The organism is Streptomyces sp. NBRC 110035, from assembly GCF_000829695.1.
GTDB lineage: Bacteria > Actinomycetota > Actinomycetes > Streptomycetales > Streptomycetaceae > Streptomyces.
Window position 1 is genome coordinate 433,265 of record NZ_BBNN01000015.1, and the last position, 17,509, is coordinate 450,773.

A 17,509-nucleotide genomic window follows, 5' to 3' on the forward strand; every position below is an offset into this window, starting at 1 on the left:
GAGCACCTGAATAATCAGTCCGGCTTCGACGACAGCAAATATACCTGGAAGTGCACAGACTGCGGCCACAAGAACAGCATTTCGAAAGACAATATATACGAATCCCATGAGAAATTCCTCGGATCTGAATAACCTATAGATCAGGTCACTCTCGTGTACGCGGGTTGTCCCGGGTACGGTCGTAGTCGTGTCTGGCGCACGCAGGGTTGGTCACCCGAAGCGTGCGCAGGGGATCGCGCGACTAGGGGAGCTGGTACGGGCATGGCGGCTGATGCTGCTCGAACGCAAGAGGGGTTCACGTCGGCGAGGGCTACGCGGGTGATGGTTGGCGCGTGCCGGTCGGCGGGGCTGAATGACGGGGGCGCGGAGCTGATCCGGTTCGGGGAAAACGCTCTGTTTCGTCTGGCATCGGTGCCCGTGGTCGTACGGGTGGCTCGGGGCGAGGAGTGGCTGCCCAAGGCGCGTACCGAGGTGGCCGTGTCACAGTGGTTGGCGGGTGAGGGCTTCCCCGGGGCGCGCATCCTCGACGATCTCGAACAGCCGCTCTTGATCGACGGACACCCGGTGACCTTCTGGCATCTCATCCGTGAAAGTGACCGTAAGGCAACCTATGGGGAGTTGGGCGGCATTCTTCGAGAGCTCCACTCGATGACGTTGCCGGCCGGGGTGGAGTTTCCCTCGTTTGATCCCTTCGGCAAGCAAGACTTGCGGATCGACCGGGCTCCGATTCCGGAGGATGACCGGGTCTTCCTGCGGAAGCGCTGGCGTGAGTTGCGTGATCAGTTCGAAGAGCTGAGCTTCGAGACTCCCAAGGGGCCTGTCCACGGTGATGCTCACGTGCAGAACCTCATGGTGGACGATCAAGGGCAAGTCATTTTGATCGACTTCGAGGCGTTCTGCTTCGATCACCCGGAATGGGACCTGATGGTCACGGCAACGGAGCATCACAGCCTTGGGTGGCAGACGGGCGAGCAGTACGCCGACTTCGTGCGGGCGTATGGGCGGGACCTGTATGACTGGCCCGGCTACGACACGCTGCGTCGGCTTCAGGAGTTCGGCATGACGACGTGGCTCATGCAGAACGTGCGGGAGGACGAGGGGACAGCTGCCGAGTACCGCCGGCGCATCTCGGCGTTGCGTAACGATGATGCGCCTCGGGACTGGCGGCCGTGGTAGCTGCTACTCGTCGTCGTCCAGACGGGCCATTGCCTCGCTCACCTTCTCGTTGAACGCGACTACGGCGGGGTGGGCCGCGTGTGTGCTCACCTCGGCCTGGAAGTCGGTCACGTAGCGCTGGAAGCGGGAGGACTGGAGGGAGTCTCCGCCGTCGACGGCCAGGCTCGCGGTGGCGACCGCGGCTTCCAACTCGCCGTCTATGAGCTGGCTCTGGGCGAGCACCATGCGGCAGAAGCCGAGGGTGCGGGCGTATGCCGGGTCGGTGCTGTCGACGGCGCGCTGTGCCTGCTCGACGGCTTCGCGACGCATCCGCAGATCGCGGAAGCAGTGGCAGAACTCGCCCGTGAGTTCCGCCTCGTCGAAGTAGTTCAGCCATGCCGGGTCGTCTGCGCTGTCGGCGTGCTCGAAGTGGCGTTCCGCTTCGTTCATCGCGCGGGCCGCGCCGGCCTTCTCGCCTGCGTTGGAGAGGGCGCGGGCCTCCATGGCCCAGTAGTTGGACATAGCGCGTGGGGTGGCTCGGCCCTTGGCGCCCTCGACGGCGGCGCGGGCGAGTTGGACGGCTTGGGCGTGGTTGCCGAGGTAGTTCGCTTGGTGGCTGAGGTTGCCGAGGATGCGGGCGCCGAACATGCGGTCGTCGATGACCTGGGTAAGGCGGAGCGTGGACGACAGGTAGCGGTGGGCGAGTCGGTGGTTCCCGGTGTCGTACGCGGTCCACGCGAGGAGCTGGGAGACCTCGGCGGCGGCGCCGAATAATGCGGTGCCCACCTTCTCGCTGTAACTGACGTCCAACAGCGGCAGCACTTCGTGGCGGAAGTAGTGGCGTAACGCCTTGTGGCCGTGGCCTCCGCCGTACTTGAAGTCGAGTTGCATGAACATGCTGGCGGCGTCTCTGATCGCGCGTACGTCGCGCATGCCGACCCGTTGGCGTCCGGGACGGTCGGCCTGGATGCCGTCAGGGCGCGCGATCATCCATGAGAGGACAGCGGAGCTGAGGTCACCGTCCGCAACGATCAGCCGGTCGTCGACGGGTGTCCCCACGTTCTCGTCTGCAAGGCTGCCCAGCGTGGAGAGCACTTCGGGAACAGTGCTCGGGTAGCCGACCGGCTGAGGGGCGGCGGGCTGCGCGTGGTCGAAGAAGCCGAGATCGCCGGGCGTGATGCGGCGGCCGAGTTTGGTGCTCAGTACGTCCGCCATGATCGCTGCGGTCTGGGGCTGGATGCCTGTGCCGTCCCGCCATCGCTGTACGGATACGTGCGTCGTTCCCAGGTTGATACCGCGTGCGGCGGCGGTGTCCTTCATGCGCTTCGCAAGGCCCTTGTTCGAGACCTTGGCCTGCTCCATGACGGCAATCAACTGCGCGTTCGGCTCTCGGCTCATGCTCCCCTGCCAACCCGAGAATGACGGCGAGTGTTCATCGTGTCACAGCAGTATCAGCCTCGGGGGTTCATTGGTGAACCCCCTTTGCCTTTGCCGGTGTTCACGTGAACCCCCTGGTGAACGCTCCCGGTCACGCCTGCTTCGCCGTGTACTGGCGTGCGTGAAGCAAGCGGTGCCTTGAGGGCCGCGGGGTCTCGGAAGGGGAAGTGATGGATGCGGGGAAGACCGAACGGCTGGCGGGTGAGCTGGACGCGTATGCGCACTGGTTCGCGTCGCCGGAGCCGTACTCGGACGGGCACTTCCTGTCGTTGACGTTGTTCGCCGAGTTCAGCGACACGGCGCGCGTCGCGCGATACATGACGGCCGTGTTCCTCCGGGGCGCGGGCGCCTGTGCGGTGGTGGACGATGCTCGGTTGGTTGTCTCGGAGCTGGTCGGCAACGTGGTGAATCACGCCGTACCGGACCGGCACCTGTCCACTCCCGGTGGCTGTCGGCGCATTGACCTGATCTTCAAGCTGTGGCCGAAGTGGTTGTTCATCGGTGTCGCCGATGAGGACTCGACCCCTCCGCTGCTTCCGGTGGGAGAGGTGTTCTCCTCGGGACTGCTCGGAGAGCTGCCTGAAGCGGTGCTGCCTGACAGCGGTCGGGGACTGCTGATCGCTCAGCGCCTGGCGGCGGCGGTCTGGTGGACGCCGGAGGAACGCGGCGGGAAGACGGTCTGGGCCCGCTTCGATCTGAACGGCGAAGAAGAGCCCGTACCGCACTGATGATCTCCGGGCCACTGCCCTGGTTTCGCTCCTTCGCGATCGGGAGCGGGCGGCGGCCCGGTAACCGGCCGGAGCTTGACCCCTCCGGCCAGGGCGCGGCTCCTCCGGACTTCCGGGAGCTCCCCTCTCGGCCGGAGGGCCGCGCCTGACAACCACAAACCGAGACCGGGCCACCCCATCAGCCCTGGAAAGCGAAGGGTGGCCCGGCTGGGAACGCGGCGGTTCCCGGTGCCTGATGGTACCGGGGCCGCCGCGCTGCGTGCTTGCCCTGGTCCAAAGAGATGTGACGACTCGTTACCTGGATCGGGACAGAGGTGGGCAAGGTGACTGGCTCGGGTGAGAGCTGGCTGAGCGACGGTCTTGATGACGTTGCAGGGGACGACTACTGCGGACTGTGGGTGCCGGGAGTCGACTACGTATCGGGCTGGCGCACGGCGCGTGAGGCTGCCGACCGGTTGAACCGAGCGCTCCTCGGGGTGGGCATCGAGCTGTCCGCCGTGCGGGCGGTCGCCTCGACGGACGGGGACGGACGCGGGGTTGTGCGGCTGGCTGGCCGGCCGGAAGCTTCTGAGCTCCTTGCCGGGCTTCTGGAAGAGCTCGCTGACCGTAGCGGCGGTGCGGCATGAGGGGCCTTCTCGCCAGTGAGCGGCGCACGTGGGCACGTCGCCTGCCGGAGAGACTTTGGGCGGTAGCTGCCATGGGGCGAGTGAACAGGGGGCCCTACGCTGGCCCGGCGAATCGGGCAGGCACTGGTCCTGCCCGCGTTTGTGCCCGATGGGCCCCCTGTTCTTCGAGGCTCGCCCCATGGGAGCTGCCTAAAGTCTCGGAGGCCGGCGACCCCCGGCCGACCGCGCCCCGGCTCACGACTGCTGGTCGACGCCTCGGCTCCTTGGGCGGGCTGCGGCGTGGGGCGCTCGGCGACCGGACGGGACCGGCGGCCACGCCGCACGCCCGGCCGGGGCGGCCGGGCGACCCGGCGCGCCGCAGGCGCGCCCTTGAGGAAGTGAAGGCGGTTTCGACCGATGCTCCTCGTCCCTCACGCCTTGCGGCGCCGAGCGGGCTGCCTGTCGGCGGTGATCCGGTAGGCGACCTCGGCGCGGTCCGCACCGACGCGCAGTTCTTCGAGGAGCAGAGGGCGGTCGTCGGTGCCGTGCGCGATGCGGGACAGGTGCAGGATCGGAGTCGCGTCCGGGAGCTGGAGGGTGGCGCGCTCGTCGGGCAGCGGCATACGGGCGCGGACCGTCTCCGACCACCACAGGGCGTGGCCACCGTCCTGGGTGAGTAGTCGGTAGATCTCTGCCGGTTGCTGGCACGGCTCCTTCCCGAGCGGCGGGATGGCTTCGGCCACCTCGAAGGGGATCAGCGTGCGGTGCATGGCACGGGTGCCGGTGCCGGGGTCGTGCAGCAGTCGGTCACAGCCGAAGAGCGCTTCCTCTTCGGCGAGTTGGAGCAATCGGCCGGTTGCCTTGGTGGTGCGGGTGCGGTAGGTGGTCGGCTCCTCGGTCTCCTCCCATGCGTCACCGTTGGGCATGGTGAACCGGTCGTCGCTGGTGCGGCTGATGCGACGCTCGATGGTGAGGGCGGGCTGGCCGTCGGACCGTACGAAACTGCCCTTGCCGTGCCGTACATCGATCAGCCCTTCCGCGCGCAGAGCCGCGATCGCGTTGCGCACGGTGGGTCGGGAGACCCCGTAACGGGCGATCAGTTGGGACTCCGACGGCAACGGCGAGTCCGGTGCGAACTCGCCGGACAGGATCGCCTCTCGGATGGCGGCGGCCACCTGCTGGTAGAGGGCTCCGGGGCGCTGGATCTCCGTCATCTCGGCTTCTCCGGTTCGGTGTCGTAGACGCGTCGCACGCGCGTCATCACTCGTCAGCATAAGTAGTTGCACTCCTGCCGTACAGCACTCCATAGTCGTAACTCGTAAGGACAAGTGACGTCCGCATGTGTCGGACGTCCTGATTGGCCAGGGAGGCCGAAGAACATGCAGTCCATTCCCGTGGACACGGCGCGACTGGGCGTACTGCGGTGCGCCATCGCGCCGGAAGCGAAGATCAGCAACCCCGAAACACAGGAGGTGAAGAAGGACCGGGACGGCAACCCGGTGTTCACCGTGGCCGTCACCGTGCGGCAGGACCGGCGGCGGATCTCCGTCATCGAGATCGCGGTGACCGGTGAGCCCAAGGGCATCGAGGAAGGGCAGATCGTCACGGTCACCGGACTCACGGCGTTCATGTGGGCCATGGGCGACCGGCACGGCGTCAGCTTCCGGGCGGACGCGATCACGCCCGTGCACAGCGGCACTGCCGCACACCGCAAGGGCGGTGACGCGTGATGGGGCCGATCCTGCTCGCTTTCGCGCTCGCGGTGCTGGCCTGGGCGCTCGTCGTCGGTGACATGGTGCGCCGGCACCGCCCGGCCTGGCACTGGTACCTCATCGGTTACCCCGTCACCGCGTGCCGGGTGGTCTTCACCTGGCGCAAGGTCGCCATGCTCAACGACCTCGCCGTCTCCCGTCGTCCGCCCCGCGGGCTGCTCGGGGACCTGGTGGTCAAGGGCGATCCGGTCCGGCCGATCGCTCCGAGGGTCTCGTTCCCGCGCGCCACGCTGATGGGGCTGACCGTGGCCGTGCGGCTGCACGCGGGTCAGACCCCGGCGACGTACATGAAGGCGGCTGATGCTCTGGTCCACGCCTGGCGGGTGCACGCGGTGCGGGTCACCTCGCCGGAACGCGGCCTGGTGCTCCTCTCCGCGATGGCCACCGACCCGCTTGAGCGGCCCGGCTTAGCCACCGCCCCGGCCGAACTGCTCTCCGCGCTCATCGGCGCACTGGAGAGTGGCGGTGCGTGGGTGATGAACCTCCGGCTCGTCCCGCACTGGCTGATCACGGGGGCCACCCGGTCCGGCAAGTCCACTGTGCTGGCCCGGCTGATCACTCAGCTTGCCGCGCAACGCGTCGCCCTGGTCGGCATCGACTGCAAGGGCGGCATGGAACTCGGACTGTTCACCGGTCGGTTGAGTGCGCTCGCCACCTGCCGACGCGAAGCGGTCACCGTACTCTCCGCGCTCGTCGTCGACATGCAGGAACGGATGAACGCGTGCCGTACGGCCGGCGTGCGCTCGATCTGGGAGCTGCCCGACAAGCTAAGGCCGGTGCCGGTCGTCGTGCTGGTCGACGAGATCGCGGAACTGTACCTGTCCGACGGCACCCGTGAGGGCAAGGCAGAGGCCGAACAGTGCTCCACGCTTCTGCTCCGCATCGCTCAGCTCGGGGCCGCGCTCGGCCTGCACCTGGTGGTCGCCGGGCAACGCGTCGGCTCTGACCTCGGTCCCGGTGTCACCGCGCTGCGGGCCCAGCTCGGCGGCCGTATCTGCCACCGCGTCAACGACCCCGGCACGGCTGAGATGACCTTGGGCGATCTCAACAAGGATGCCGTGGCCGTCGCGCAAGCGATCACACCGGAGGAACGCGGGGTCGCTGTGTGCACCGGACCGGACGGCGGCTGGAGCCGTGCCCGCTCGCACCTGACCCCCACGGATGAGGCCGTTGCGACAGCCCGCAAGTTCGCCGGCATGACCCCGGAACTGCCCACCGTTCACCGTGCCCTCGTGGCGCTGGAAGGGGAGAACAAGTGATCAGCACCGGTACGGCGTTCACGTTCGCAGTGATCTTCGGGTTCATCACCGTTCTCCTCGTCCGCTCCCGCGACGTACGGGCCTGGGAAGCGGTCTGCGTCGGCCTCTTCGGCCTCTACCTCGGCCAGACCCCCGTGATCCACACCGTGCACGGCCTCGTCACCTGGGTCATCAGCGGCTTCTCCCACACCTGAGCAGGAAGGACCCACCACCATGCCCATGCCTCGCGTAAGGTGCCCGCACTGCAAGGGCGACGGGGCCCGCAGGACCTGGACCGGACGACTGCGCCGCTGCCGCGTCTGCCGGGGCACCGGAACCATCCGCTGACCCCCGCCCACCCACCGACCAAGCAAGAGAGGCGATCCCCATGAGCGACCACGCGCCACCCACCATCCTCCGTGCCGCTGCGGCGGCCCACACCGGAAGGTCACCACCATCACCCCGGAGTTCACCCCGGCTGACAGGCGCGCCGTCCTCGACCGCGCGGCGCGCCTGCGTCAGCTCGCCGAAACGGACCGCGACGCCATCCGCATAGCCCAAGACCCACACTTCTCCCGCTGGCTGGAACAGATCACCGCTACCGGCGGCTGCTCCCACCCCATCCACCTCTCCGGCTCCACCACCACCCTGGACGGCACAACCGGCGAGATCCTCCGCCAGTACGACACCCGCAACGAACCGGGCGAACGCCTCCTCGTCCGCTGCCGCAACCGCCGGGCCACCGTCTGCGCCCCCTGCTCCCGCCTCCACGCGGGCGACACCTTCCACCTCGTCCGCGCGGGACTCCTCGGCGGCAAGAACGTCCCCACCACCGTCCGCAACCGCCCACGGCTCTTCGTCACCCTGACCGCACCCTCCTTCGGCCCCGTGCACCGGACCGGGGAACGCTGCCGCCCTCGCCGTGATCGCGGCACGTGCGGACACGGCCACCCCCCTGGCTGCGGCACCGAGCACACTGCGAACGATCCCCTCGTCGGCCAACCCCTGTGCCCCGACTGCTACGACTACACCGGACACGTCCTCTGGCACGCGCACGCCTCCAAGCTGTGGGACCGCTTCGTCATCGACGTCCGACGGCGCCTCGCCTCCTCCGCCGGCCTCGTACAGTCTCACTTCGCCCGCCACGCCCGACTGTCCTTCGCACGCGTCGCCGAGTACCAGAAACGGGCGGCCGTCCACGTGCACGCCGTCGTCCGTCTCGACGGCCCCGACGGACCGACCGACGACTCTCCGCCCTGGGGCACGGCCGACCGACTCACCGACGCTGTGCGCGCCTCGGCCGGGCGGGTCCTGGTCCGCACTCCGTACAGCCTGGCCGTGGGCGAACTGCACCTTCGCTGGGGTGCCCAACTCGACGTCCGCCCGCTGCACGCCGAGGGTGACGGGCCCGGTGATGACGCGGTGGCCGCATACGTCGCAAAGTACGTCACCAAGGGAGCAAGCGAGACAGGCGCCGGCACCGACCACAAGGTCACCACCTGGGACGACATCAATGCAGCACCCGTGAGCGAGCACATCCGCACCCTGATGCGCACCTGTTGGCGCCTCGGCGGCCTTCGCGAGTACGCACCCCTGCACCTGCGCACCTGGACCCACACCCTTGGCTACCGCGGCCACATCCTCACCAAATCGCGGGCCTACTCCACCACCTACGCAGCATTACGCGCTGAACGTGCCCACCACATCGGCCAAGCCGAGATCCCCGATGCGATCACGGATGCGCACTGGCGCTACGTAGGTTCCGGCCACACCCCCGGCGCCGCCCTCATCGCGGCCGGAGTCGCCAGCGACCTGGCGAGCAACCGCGAGATGGCCCGCGAAGAGATCAGCCGGGCGGCGGTGAGCCATTGACGAAACAGAACCGCGACGCGGACAGAGCCCACCACCTGGAAAGAGTCTGCCGGGCCTTCTCCACCAGGATCGGGCCGGAGTCAGCAAAGCGACTGGCCCGGCTCCTGGAGCGTCAACCAGGAGGAAAGATCGAATGAGACGGCAAGGGGGCCTCGTGTGAGGCCCCCTTCTCTTTCTCTGTGCTGGGGCTCAGGCCCAGATCGGGTTCTGCTCGATGTCGATCCTGCCGTAGTCGAAGTACCGGCCCTTCTTCGTCGCTTCCTTGATCTTGACCGCAGCAAACAGGAAGCGCATCACCGCGTTCATACGCTGGAAGTCCTCCGCCTCCCTCAACGCCTCCCAGCTCGCCCGCGCATGCGGGCCCACAAGACCGTTCAGGACCTCGGTAGTCGGCCGGACGATCATTTTGCGCTCGATCTCCGCGATGCGCGCTTCGACGGTCCTGCGCATCTCGCGGTATTCCCGGGTCTTCAGCTCCTGCTTCTGCCACATGTCCTTGAGCTCGTCGAGCTCGCGCCGGTCCCCCTCGATAGCGGCCCGGTCCTCGTCCGACAGTTCAGAGGGCGTCGGCGCCTCCGACAGATCAAGGCGTTCAAGAAGGTTGATCGCGGCTTCGCTCACGAACTCTTCCAAGATCGGGGCGGAGACGGCCCGGTTGCAGCGTGGAATGTCGAGCCGCTGTGTGTGCTGGCAGACGTACTTGGCGCCGCTTCCTCCGGACCCACCCATGATCTTTCCGCACCCCGTGCAGGTGACCAAGCCACGCAGCAGGTAGAACCGGCCCGGCTGCCTGCCGTTCGCCAGTCTGGCGGCCCGGTAGGCCCGGCGCTCCCGAACCTCGAGCCACATCCCCCGGTCGATGATCGCGGGCCACTCTCCGTCTCCGACCTCCTCACCACGGAACACACGGATGCCGGCGACGTGGCGGTTGTCGAGCACGTCTCGCACTCGCGGGGCAGTCCAGTTGCGCCCCTCGGCGGTCTTCTCACCCCGGTCGAACAGTTCTTTGGCCAGTTGAACCGGGCTCACTCCGTCGAGATAGCGGGTGAAGATCTCCCGCACGATGTCGGCCTCTTCAGGGACGATCACGGTGCCGGTCTTGTCGTACCCGTAGCGTCGGCGGCCGGTGTGCGGCCTCCCGTCCTGCACGCGATCGATCATGGAGTCGATCAGTCGGCGCGACGTGTCGTCACTCGACCGGCACGCGTGCGCAACCTCAATACGCAGGAAGAAGCGGTCATCAGGGTCCGCGAGGTCACGCCGGTTCGCCTGGCCGTGCAACGTGATGTCGTGATCGTCCGCGATCTGCAAGAGCTCTTCGAGGTCGCGCGGCTGTCGCATAAGCCGGTCCGGGTGGTAGGTGAGGACGTGACGCACACGGCCCTTGCCTGCCTCGGCCAGTAGCGCATCCCACCCCGGCCGCCTGCGCTTCCGCTGCCATGCCGACCGGTTGTTGTCCACGTAGACCTGATCTTCGTCCACGACGAGCCCCAGACGATCCGCCACTTCGCGGCAGATCTTCTCCTGACGCTCCACACCCGTCTGATCGTCGTCGTTCACATGGGAGATACGGCAGTAGATCGCCGCTGACTCTCCTGCCCAGTCGGCCCGGTGCCTCTTCGCCCGCTGCTGCGCGCCGGCCGTCTGCCTGGCCCGGAGGGCTCGCCGTAACCGGGCGTCCGTCTGCTGCTCGTCGTCGTCTTCAGCCATGAATAAAGGCTATGAGCACTGCTTGATCCACGTCATCCGGTCCCGCTGCCACTTCGCCGGGAAGCGGCCCTCCCGGGCCGCGGGCCGGCCGATCTCCGGCATGTATGCCTGATGGACGGTGATCGTGGAAGCGGTATGGCGGGCGCGGATCCGGTGCTTGGGTTCTGCCACGGTGACAGCGTGCGGACACTGTTCGATGTGCGCCACCGAATTACCGGGGGGCCCGACGGCCAATGAACCGAAGGGTCCCCCTCCCCAGGGGAGGCCCCGGCCCTCCCGGCCGGAGGTTGCCCCACGCCGACGTCTTGTGCGGCACGGAAGCCGGGTCGGCATCGGTCCCGACATCAGGGCGAGTGCCGAAGAGGGGCGGGAGGGAAGCCGATCCTGTCTCCTGGATCGCTTGAGCGTACGAATGGGCGCAGAATGCGGTAAACGGGCCCCGCGCGTCGGCGTGGGCCGCTGAGGGGTGACTGGTGTGCTTGATGTCCCGCTTTGGCTGTGGCTGGCGTTCGCCGCGACCGTGGTGGTGTCGCTGGTGGTGGACCTGCTGGCCCATCGCACGGCGCACGTCATCGGCTTCAAGGAAGCCGGTGCCTGGAGCGCCCTGTGGGTGGGCCTCGCCCTGGTCTTCGGTGCGGTCGTCTTCCTGGTTCTCGGCACGACGGCGGGCACGGAGTACACCACCGCGTGGCTCCTGGAGAAGAGCCTGTCGGTCGACAACCTCTTCGTCTTCGCCGTGATCTTCGCGTACTTCAAGGTGCCCCGCGCCTACCAGCACCGTGTGCTGTTCTTCGGTGTCATGGGCGCCCTGATCTTCCGCGGGATCTTCCTCACCCTCGGCGTCGCCGTGGTCAGCCGCTTCACCGTCGTGCTCTTCGCCTTCGCCGCCGTGCTCTTCTACAGCGCCTACAAGCTCCTCAAGGGCGAGGAGGAGAGCTTCGACCCGGGCAGGAGCTTCGCCGTACGGATGCTCCGCAGGATGATGCCGGTCCGCGACGAGTACGCCGGCACGAAGTTCTTCGTCAGGGAAGCCGGCAAACGCGTGGCCACCCCGCTCCTGGCGGTGGTGGCCGCCATCGAGGCGGCCGACCTGATCTTCGCCGTGGACAGCGTCCCCGCCGTTCTCGCCGTCAGCGACGACGCCTTCATCGTCTACACCAGCAACGCGTTCGCCATTCTCGGGCTGCGGGCCCTCTACTTCCTCCTCTCAGGGCTCTTGGACCGGTTCCACTACCTGAGCAAGGGCCTCGCGATCATCCTCGCCTTCATCGGCGTCAAGCTCGTCCTGCAGGCGGCCCACAAGACGATCAGCACCAGCGTTCCCGAGATCCCCTCACCGGTCAGCCTCGCGGTCATCGTCGTCATCCTGGCCGGTTCCGTGGCCCTCAGCCTGCTCCGGCCCCCTCCGCCCCACCCGGTGCCCGCCGGTCCGGACGAGGAGGCGGCCTCGCCACCGGAATCGGCCACCACCGGGAAACCCGGCCCGGACGCAGACGCACCCACCGAGAGGGACCGGGACGGGAAGGAGCCGCCTCGACCGGCAGGTTGATCCACGCCGGAGGAGGCGTGCACGTTCCCTCGGGACGTCCACCCACGGCCTCCGCCGAAGCGGGATCCGGGCCGGCAGCAGACCGGGCCCTCGAGGACGAGGGCCCGGTGGGGCCGAGCGGGATCCGATGAGGTCCGATGGGGTCCGGTGGGAGGGGGTGCGGCGCAGTGTGCCGCAGGGGGAGGTCCCGGAACCGGCGTGGCGTCATCCGACCCTTGCCGCGGTCATCGGGCGTCGACGGCCCCGGCGGCCTCCGCGTCGTCCGGCGCGGCCACGACTGCGGGTGCGGGTGCGGGTGTGGGCGTGGGGGTGGGGGTGGTGGGGTTCTTCGGTCCGCGCAGCGCGATGTGGACGAACAGCACGCCCATGACGGCGACGCCTGCCCACATGGCCTGCTGCCATCCGTCGACGAAGGACTGCTGGGCGGCGTGGATCAGGTCCTGTGCGTGCGGGCCCGCACCGCCCGCGGCCTCGACGGCGTTGGCGATGCCTTCCCGGGCGGTGTCCGCGGCCTCCTGGGGGATGCCGTCCAGCCTGCCGTCGACAGTGCTGCGGTAGCCGGCGGACACGAGCGCGCCGAGCAGCGCGACCCCGAGCGCGGTGCCGAACTCACGGGTGACGTCGTTGAGGGCGGAGGCGACACCCTGCTTCTCGCGCGGCAGGGAGCCGGTGATGGCCTCGGTGGAGGGCGTCATCGACAGACCCGTGCCGATGCCCATGGCGAGCATGCCGGGCAGGATGGACACGTAGCCGCCGTCGGCGGAGACGAACAGGGCCATGAGCGCCAGGCCGACGCCGGCCAGCGCGATTCCCGCGGTCATGGTCGGGCGGGCGCCGATACGTGCGGCGAGCTTGGGGGCCAGGCCGGAGGCCGTCATCATCATGACGGCCATGGGCATCAGCGCCATCGTGGAGAGCAGGCCCGACCAGCCGAGCACGGCCTGGAAGAACGGGAAGAGGACCACGGCGATACCCGCCTGGACACCGAAGACCACCAGCAGGGTGACCGAGCCGCCGGTGAGGCCGCGCTCACGGAACAGGCGCACGTCCAGCAGGGAGGCGTCCCGGCGGCGCAGCTCCCAGGCCACGAAGCCGGCCCCGGCGGCGAGGCCGGCAGCAAGGCTGATCAGGGTCGCGACGGCGGTCCAGCCGCGCTCCGGCCCCTCCTGCAGGACGAAGACGAGCCCGACCACCGCGACGGCCGACAACAGTGCGCCGACGGTGTCGAAGGCGTGGGCGGACCTCTCCCGGGAGTTGGGAACCGACTTCAGCGTCATGGCCAGGGCGACGACCACCAGGACCACCGGCAGGACGAACAGCCACCGCCAGTCCGCGACGTCGACGAGGAGGGCGGAGAGGAACATGCCCAGGATGCCACCGCCCCCGGCGACACCGGTCCACACGCCGATCGCGTTGCCGCGCCGCTCCTCGGGGAACGTGGAGGTGATGACGGCAAGAGTGATCGGCATGATCATCGCCGCGCCGACACCACTGGCCACGCGTGCGCCGAGCATCACCTCGGCGGTCGGGGCCAGTCCCGCCGCGATGCTCGCGACGCCGAAGACGACAAGTCCGGCGATCAGCATGGGCTTGCGGCCCAGGCGGTCGCCGATGGCGCCGAGCGGCAGCAGCAGCGCGGCCAACGCGAGGGTGTAGATGTTGATGATCCACAGGACCGTGTTCTGCGAGGCGCCGAACTCGACGGCCAGGTGGGTCTGGGCGACGTTCAGCCCGGACACCGACGCGATGACGGCCATCAGCGCGATCGACACGGCGACCAGGATTGTGCGCAGCTGACGCGCATCCGGCGCGCCCCCGTCGCCCCCGTCGCCCCCGCCGGTCCCGTCGCTCCCGTCGGCGGCCGTTGCTTGCGGAGGCTGGTGTGCACTCGTGTTCGCGCTCATGGATTCCTCGGATTCCTCTCAAAAAGGGCGTGCGGGATCGATGCCGGGGGCATGCGGGGCAGGGCTGGGCAGGGCCGGTCGTCGGGCGGATGAGGTGGTGGGCCGGTGCGGCCCGCAGGCCGGGCGCCGGTGGCGTCCTGGGCCGTGGCCCCGTCGGTTCCGCACCGGACCACTCGCAAGGACCGTAACCACGCTTTGCACCGAAGGCATACGATGTTGCTCATGGCGCAAGACGATGGCGAGCTGGACAGCCTGGTACGCAAACGGATCCGGGCCCTGCGTGTGGCACAGGGCTGGTCCCTGGAGGAACTGGCCGCCCGCGCCAGTGTCAGCCAGTCCACGCTCTCCCGCATCGAGAACGGCCGGCGTCGTCTCGCGCTGGACCAGCTGGTCATCCTCGCCCGCGCCCTGGGCACGTCCCTGGACCAGCTGGTGGAGACCGCCTCCGACGACGTCGTCACCAGCCCGATGATCGACGCCGCCCACGGCCTGATGCGCTGGCCCGTAAAGGCCGATCCCGGCATGACCGTCATGCGTCAGCGCATGACCGAGCCGCCCCCCGACAACCCCTCACGCATGCGTGCCCACCCCGGCCGCGAATGGCTCGTCGTCCTCTCCGGCACCGCGATCCTGATGCTGGGCCACCGCCGCTTCCGCGTCGAGACCCACCAGGCCGCGGAGTTCCCCACCATGCTGCCGCACGCCATCGGTGCCGAGGGCGGCCCGTGCGAGATCCTGGGCATCTTCGACCGCGACGCCCGCCGCGGCCACCAGCGCGACATCGTCGGCAAGGGCTCCGACGACGACTGAGGCACAGGCGGCTCCTGTGCGCGAGTCCGCGCCGCGGTGGGCGTCTTGCGTGTCCGGCACCCCGGGCGGACACCTTCTTGCGTATACCGAAAGCGGTCATGCCGCACGCGCATGGTCGTCCTAGCGTGGGGCCATGACCCACACACACGCGCACACTCCCCACCACGGCGCGCCCCACAGCCACCACGGTCCCCACAGCCACCACGGCGACCAGGTCCTTCAGCGTGCCCCCGCCTCCGCTCCCGGCTCCGGCTCCGGCTCCGGAGCCGGAGCCGGCAGCCAGACGGAGATCCTCGACCTGGACGCGGACGTCCTCGCCGAGCACATCGCCGCCATCACCTCATGGCTGCCCGTCGAGGCGGCCCCACGCGAGATCGTGGACCTGGGCTGCGGGACGGGCACCGGCACCTTCGCCCTCCTCGACCGCTTCCCCGAAGCACACGTCACCGCCGTCGACTCCTCGGCCGAACACCTTCACCGCCTGCGGGAGAAGGCGCGCGCCGGGGGAGTGCAGGAGCGCGTGCGCACCGTGCAGGCCGACCTCGACGCCGCCGACTGGCCCCACCTCGGCACACCCGCTCTCGTATGGGCCTCCGCCTCGATGCACCACATGGCCGACCCCGGCCACGCCCTGCGCACCGTCCGCGACGTGCTCGCGCCCGGCGGTCTGTTCGCCGTCGTCGAGCTGGCCGGCCTCCCCCGCTTCCTGCCCGAAAGCGCACCCGGGAACCGGCCCGGCCTGGAGGACCGCTGCCACGCCGCGACCGAGCACTTCCACGCCGAACACGTGCCCCACCGCGGTGCCGACTGGGGGCCGATGCTCACCGCGGCCGGATTCACCCTCGAAGGTGAACGCACCCTCGCGGTGAACATCGAGGGCTCCCGCACCGAGGGCTCCCGCACCGAGGCGATCGGCCGCTACGCCCTGGCCACCCTGCAACGCGTCCGCAGTGCCGCGGCCGAAGCGCTCTCCCCCGAGGACCTCACCGCTCTCGACCAGCTCCTCGACATCACCGGCCCCCACAGCATCCTGCGCCGCACCGACCTCATGGTCCGCACCGAACGCACCGTCTGGGCCGCCCGCCGCGCGAACTGAACCACGCCGAGCCTTCAGGAGCCGTCGCCGCGTACCGGGACCCCGAGGCCGTGTCCCCCAGGTTGTCGTCCGTCCCGGCGATCGCCATGGCGATCGTCATGGCGATCGTCATGGCGGAGGACTCGCCGTTCCCGGCCTCCGTGACTGTCCCCGCCCGGGTTCGGCCGTCATGGAGCATCGACCGACGGAACACGCGCAAGCGGGACGGACCGGTGCGGCGCGACCGGGGGGTCGTCGAGAGGCGGTGGCGGGTGGCCGAGCGGAAGGCCGAGGAGCAGGAACCCGCAACCGGCGAGGTCGATGATCCGGGTCAGCGTCGTCGGCGGGTGGTGCAGCTGGAAGGTCCCACCGGCCACGGTGGTCTGCCGCGCGGCGTGGAGGAACGCGTTGAGTCCACTGCAGTCGCAGAAGGTGACGGAGGCGAGGTCGACGTCGATGGTGCGGATGCCGTCCCGCAGGCACCCTTCCAGGGACGTGCGCGCCAACGGCGCGGATTCGAGGTCCATCTCACCGGACAGGGTGATCAGCGCCCGCGTCCCCCGGTCGTGCCGGTGGACGTTCAGCCGCGGAAGGGTCATGACGCCTCGCTTCATGGGGCCGGCCGTTCCTCGCGCAGTCGATGCCACAGGGGTGGAAACCGGCTGTTCACCTGGGGTGAGTGGTACGGCGGCGCGACGGGAAGCGGCCTCGACTCCCGTCGCGGGGGTCCCGTCGTTCGCCGCCGGCCGGCGACTCGGACCGGGCGGTGCTGTACCGGTGCACGGCGATCCTGTCGGCGTGCTGGATGTTGAGCCGGTGGATCACGTACGCCCCCACCGCGACGAGGACCACGACGACGGCGACGGTCAGGAGGGCGTTCATGGCGGCCACCTCACATACCGATGATCAGACGACTGGCCCCACCGGGCGGACCGGTCCGTTCCGGAACGGCCGCGGGCGTCGCGGGCGTCGCGGAGGCGCCGCCCTCGTCCTCCCACGACTCGTCAGGGTTCAGTGACCCGTCGGTCGCGGGAACGCCGTGCCGGGCCTCGTCCGCGGCGATGAGCTCGCTCGCGGTCAGGGGCGGGCCGTCGTAGTCGGACGCGGCAGCCATCAGCCGGGCCGCCGACTCCGCTCCGGTCTCGGGCGGGACGACCAGCAGGTCCCAGCGTCCGGTGCGGTAGGAGAGCAGCAGCAGCTTGTGCGGGTCGATTTCCCGGGTGAACCAGCCGACCTTGACGAGGTGGCCGTGCACGGGAACCCTGCGGGGGACGACCGGCCAGTACGTCGGGTTGACGGCGATGCGGGTGATGCGGCCCCACAAGGGGTCCAACATGTCGGTCAGCGCGGGCAGTTCGCTCAGCAGGTCCCGGGAGCGGGGCCACCAGGCGCCGTCCAGGAGCCCACGGGACGTGCCGTCGGTCTTCAGGGTGAGGCGCGCGGCCGGGGCAGCGACGGGCTCGGGGTGCGGCAGGGTCGGGTACAAGGTCGCCGACATGATGCGGACCCGTCTCCGGGCCGCTTCTGCGGCGGCCCGGGTTTCATCGTTCGCCGAGAACGACCCGGCGTGGAAGCCGGTGTACGAAATACCCTCGGTACCGTCCACACTACTCCGCGCTCCGCCGCAGCGCGGAGCAGCGGCCGCCCGGGCCCG

General features: G+C 69.2%; 17 protein-coding genes and 1 pseudogene. 10 read left to right on the forward strand and 8 right to left on the reverse strand.

Annotated elements, in window-relative coordinates; all coding sequences use genetic code 11:
• Positions 1 to 261 precede the first annotated feature (261 nt).
• Complete coding sequence (locus TU30_RS02050) at positions 262 to 1,176, forward strand: phosphotransferase enzyme family protein (RefSeq protein ID WP_042163647.1); 915 nt, start codon at positions 262 to 264, stop codon at positions 1,174 to 1,176.
• A 3-nt stretch (positions 1,177 to 1,179) separates the two neighbouring features.
• Here the strand turns inward: TU30_RS02050 and TU30_RS02055 are convergent, their stop codons facing one another.
• Positions 1,180 to 2,553: a hypothetical protein gene (locus TU30_RS02055; protein WP_042163650.1), complete on the reverse strand. Its 1,374-nt coding sequence runs from the start codon at positions 2,551 to 2,553 to the stop codon at positions 1,180 to 1,182.
• A gap of 209 nt (positions 2,554 to 2,762) precedes the next feature.
• Between TU30_RS02055 and TU30_RS02060 the strand changes: the two genes are divergently transcribed.
• Complete coding sequence (locus TU30_RS02060) at positions 2,763 to 3,320, forward strand: ATP-binding protein (protein WP_042163652.1); 558 nt, start codon at positions 2,763 to 2,765, stop codon at positions 3,318 to 3,320.
• A 314-nt stretch (positions 3,321 to 3,634) separates the two neighbouring features.
• Positions 3,635 to 3,946, forward strand: coding sequence for a hypothetical protein (locus TU30_RS02065; protein WP_078878048.1), 312 nt, complete (start codon positions 3,635 to 3,637; stop codon positions 3,944 to 3,946).
• 410 nt (positions 3,947 to 4,356) lie between these two features.
• Here TU30_RS02065 and TU30_RS02070 read toward each other — a convergent pair whose 3' ends face one another.
• Positions 4,357 to 5,139, reverse strand: coding sequence for a GntR family transcriptional regulator (locus TU30_RS02070; RefSeq protein ID WP_042163655.1), 783 nt, complete (start codon positions 5,137 to 5,139; stop codon positions 4,357 to 4,359).
• Positions 5,140 to 5,304: 165 nt separating this feature from the next.
• Between TU30_RS02070 and TU30_RS02075 the strand changes: the two genes are divergently transcribed.
• The 4 genes from TU30_RS02075 (at position 5,305) to TU30_RS02090 (ending at position 8,807) form a co-directional block, all read left to right on the forward strand.
• Positions 5,305 to 5,655, forward strand: coding sequence for a hypothetical protein (locus TU30_RS02075; RefSeq protein WP_042163656.1), 351 nt, complete (start codon positions 5,305 to 5,307; stop codon positions 5,653 to 5,655).
• The gene (locus tag TU30_RS02080) at positions 5,655 to 6,956 is read left to right on the forward strand and encodes an FtsK/SpoIIIE domain-containing protein (protein ID WP_042163658.1); all 1,302 of its coding nucleotides are present in this window, start codon (positions 5,655 to 5,657) and stop codon (positions 6,954 to 6,956) included. The genes TU30_RS02075 and TU30_RS02080 overlap by 1 nt, the downstream gene beginning before the upstream one ends.
• Positions 6,953 to 7,150 carry a hypothetical protein gene (locus TU30_RS02085; protein WP_042163661.1) on the forward strand — a complete coding sequence of 66 codons (198 nt, stop codon included), beginning with the start codon at positions 6,953 to 6,955 and terminating at the stop codon, positions 7,148 to 7,150. The genes TU30_RS02080 and TU30_RS02085 overlap by 4 nt, the downstream gene beginning before the upstream one ends.
• A 298-nt stretch (positions 7,151 to 7,448) precedes the next feature.
• Positions 7,449 to 8,807, forward strand: a complete 1,359-nt coding sequence (locus tag TU30_RS02090; protein ID WP_042163663.1) for a replication initiator — start codon at positions 7,449 to 7,451, stop codon at positions 8,805 to 8,807.
• A gap of 189 nt (positions 8,808 to 8,996) precedes the next feature.
• On the opposite strand, the gene TU30_RS02095 is transcribed toward TU30_RS02090, so the two are convergent.
• Positions 8,997 to 10,517: a recombinase family protein gene (locus tag TU30_RS02095; RefSeq protein ID WP_042163667.1), complete on the reverse strand. Its 1,521-nt coding sequence runs from the start codon at positions 10,515 to 10,517 to the stop codon at positions 8,997 to 8,999.
• 21 nt (positions 10,518 to 10,538) lie between these two features.
• Positions 10,539 to 10,724 (reverse strand): annotated as a pseudogene (locus tag TU30_RS36770) (DUF4291 family protein); the annotation flags it as partial.
• A gap of 268 nt (positions 10,725 to 10,992) precedes the next feature.
• On the opposite strand from TU30_RS36770, the gene TU30_RS02105 reads away from it, so the two are divergent.
• Complete coding sequence (locus tag TU30_RS02105; RefSeq protein WP_042163673.1) at positions 10,993 to 12,066, forward strand: TerC family protein; 1,074 nt, start codon at positions 10,993 to 10,995, stop codon at positions 12,064 to 12,066.
• Positions 12,067 to 12,290: 224 nt separating this feature from the next.
• Here TU30_RS02105 and TU30_RS02110 read toward each other — a convergent pair whose 3' ends face one another.
• Positions 12,291 to 13,970, reverse strand: a complete 1,680-nt coding sequence (locus TU30_RS02110) for an MFS transporter (protein ID WP_078878050.1) — start codon at positions 13,968 to 13,970, stop codon at positions 12,291 to 12,293.
• A gap of 222 nt (positions 13,971 to 14,192) precedes the next feature.
• Here TU30_RS02110 and TU30_RS02115 point away from each other — a divergent pair, with 222 nt between their 5' ends.
• Together TU30_RS02115 and TU30_RS02120 are read left to right on the forward strand one after the other, a co-directional pair.
• Complete coding sequence (locus TU30_RS02115) at positions 14,193 to 14,780, forward strand: helix-turn-helix domain-containing protein (RefSeq protein ID WP_370626541.1); 588 nt, start codon at positions 14,193 to 14,195, stop codon at positions 14,778 to 14,780.
• Between the two features lie 133 nt (positions 14,781 to 14,913).
• Complete coding sequence (locus TU30_RS02120; protein WP_042163678.1) at positions 14,914 to 15,876, forward strand: class I SAM-dependent methyltransferase; 963 nt, start codon at positions 14,914 to 14,916, stop codon at positions 15,874 to 15,876.
• A 167-nt stretch (positions 15,877 to 16,043) separates the two neighbouring features.
• Here TU30_RS02120 and TU30_RS02125 read toward each other — a convergent pair whose 3' ends face one another.
• The 3 genes from TU30_RS02125 to TU30_RS02135 are packed head-to-tail and all read right to left on the reverse strand — an operon-like array spanning position 16,044 to position 17,461.
• Positions 16,044 to 16,469 (reverse strand): STAS domain-containing protein, encoded by a 426-nt coding sequence (locus TU30_RS02125; protein WP_370626542.1) that lies wholly within the window; start codon positions 16,467 to 16,469, stop codon positions 16,044 to 16,046.
• 52 nt (positions 16,470 to 16,521) lie between these two features.
• On the reverse strand, positions 16,522 to 16,737 hold the full coding sequence (locus TU30_RS02130; RefSeq protein ID WP_042163946.1) for a hypothetical protein: 216 nt from the start codon (positions 16,735 to 16,737) through the stop codon (positions 16,522 to 16,524).
• A gap of 10 nt (positions 16,738 to 16,747) precedes the next feature.
• Entirely contained in the window at positions 16,748 to 17,461 is a 714-nt protein-coding gene (locus TU30_RS02135) for a DUF5994 family protein (RefSeq protein ID WP_042163680.1), read from the reverse strand.
• Positions 17,462 to 17,509: the final 48 nt, after the last annotated feature.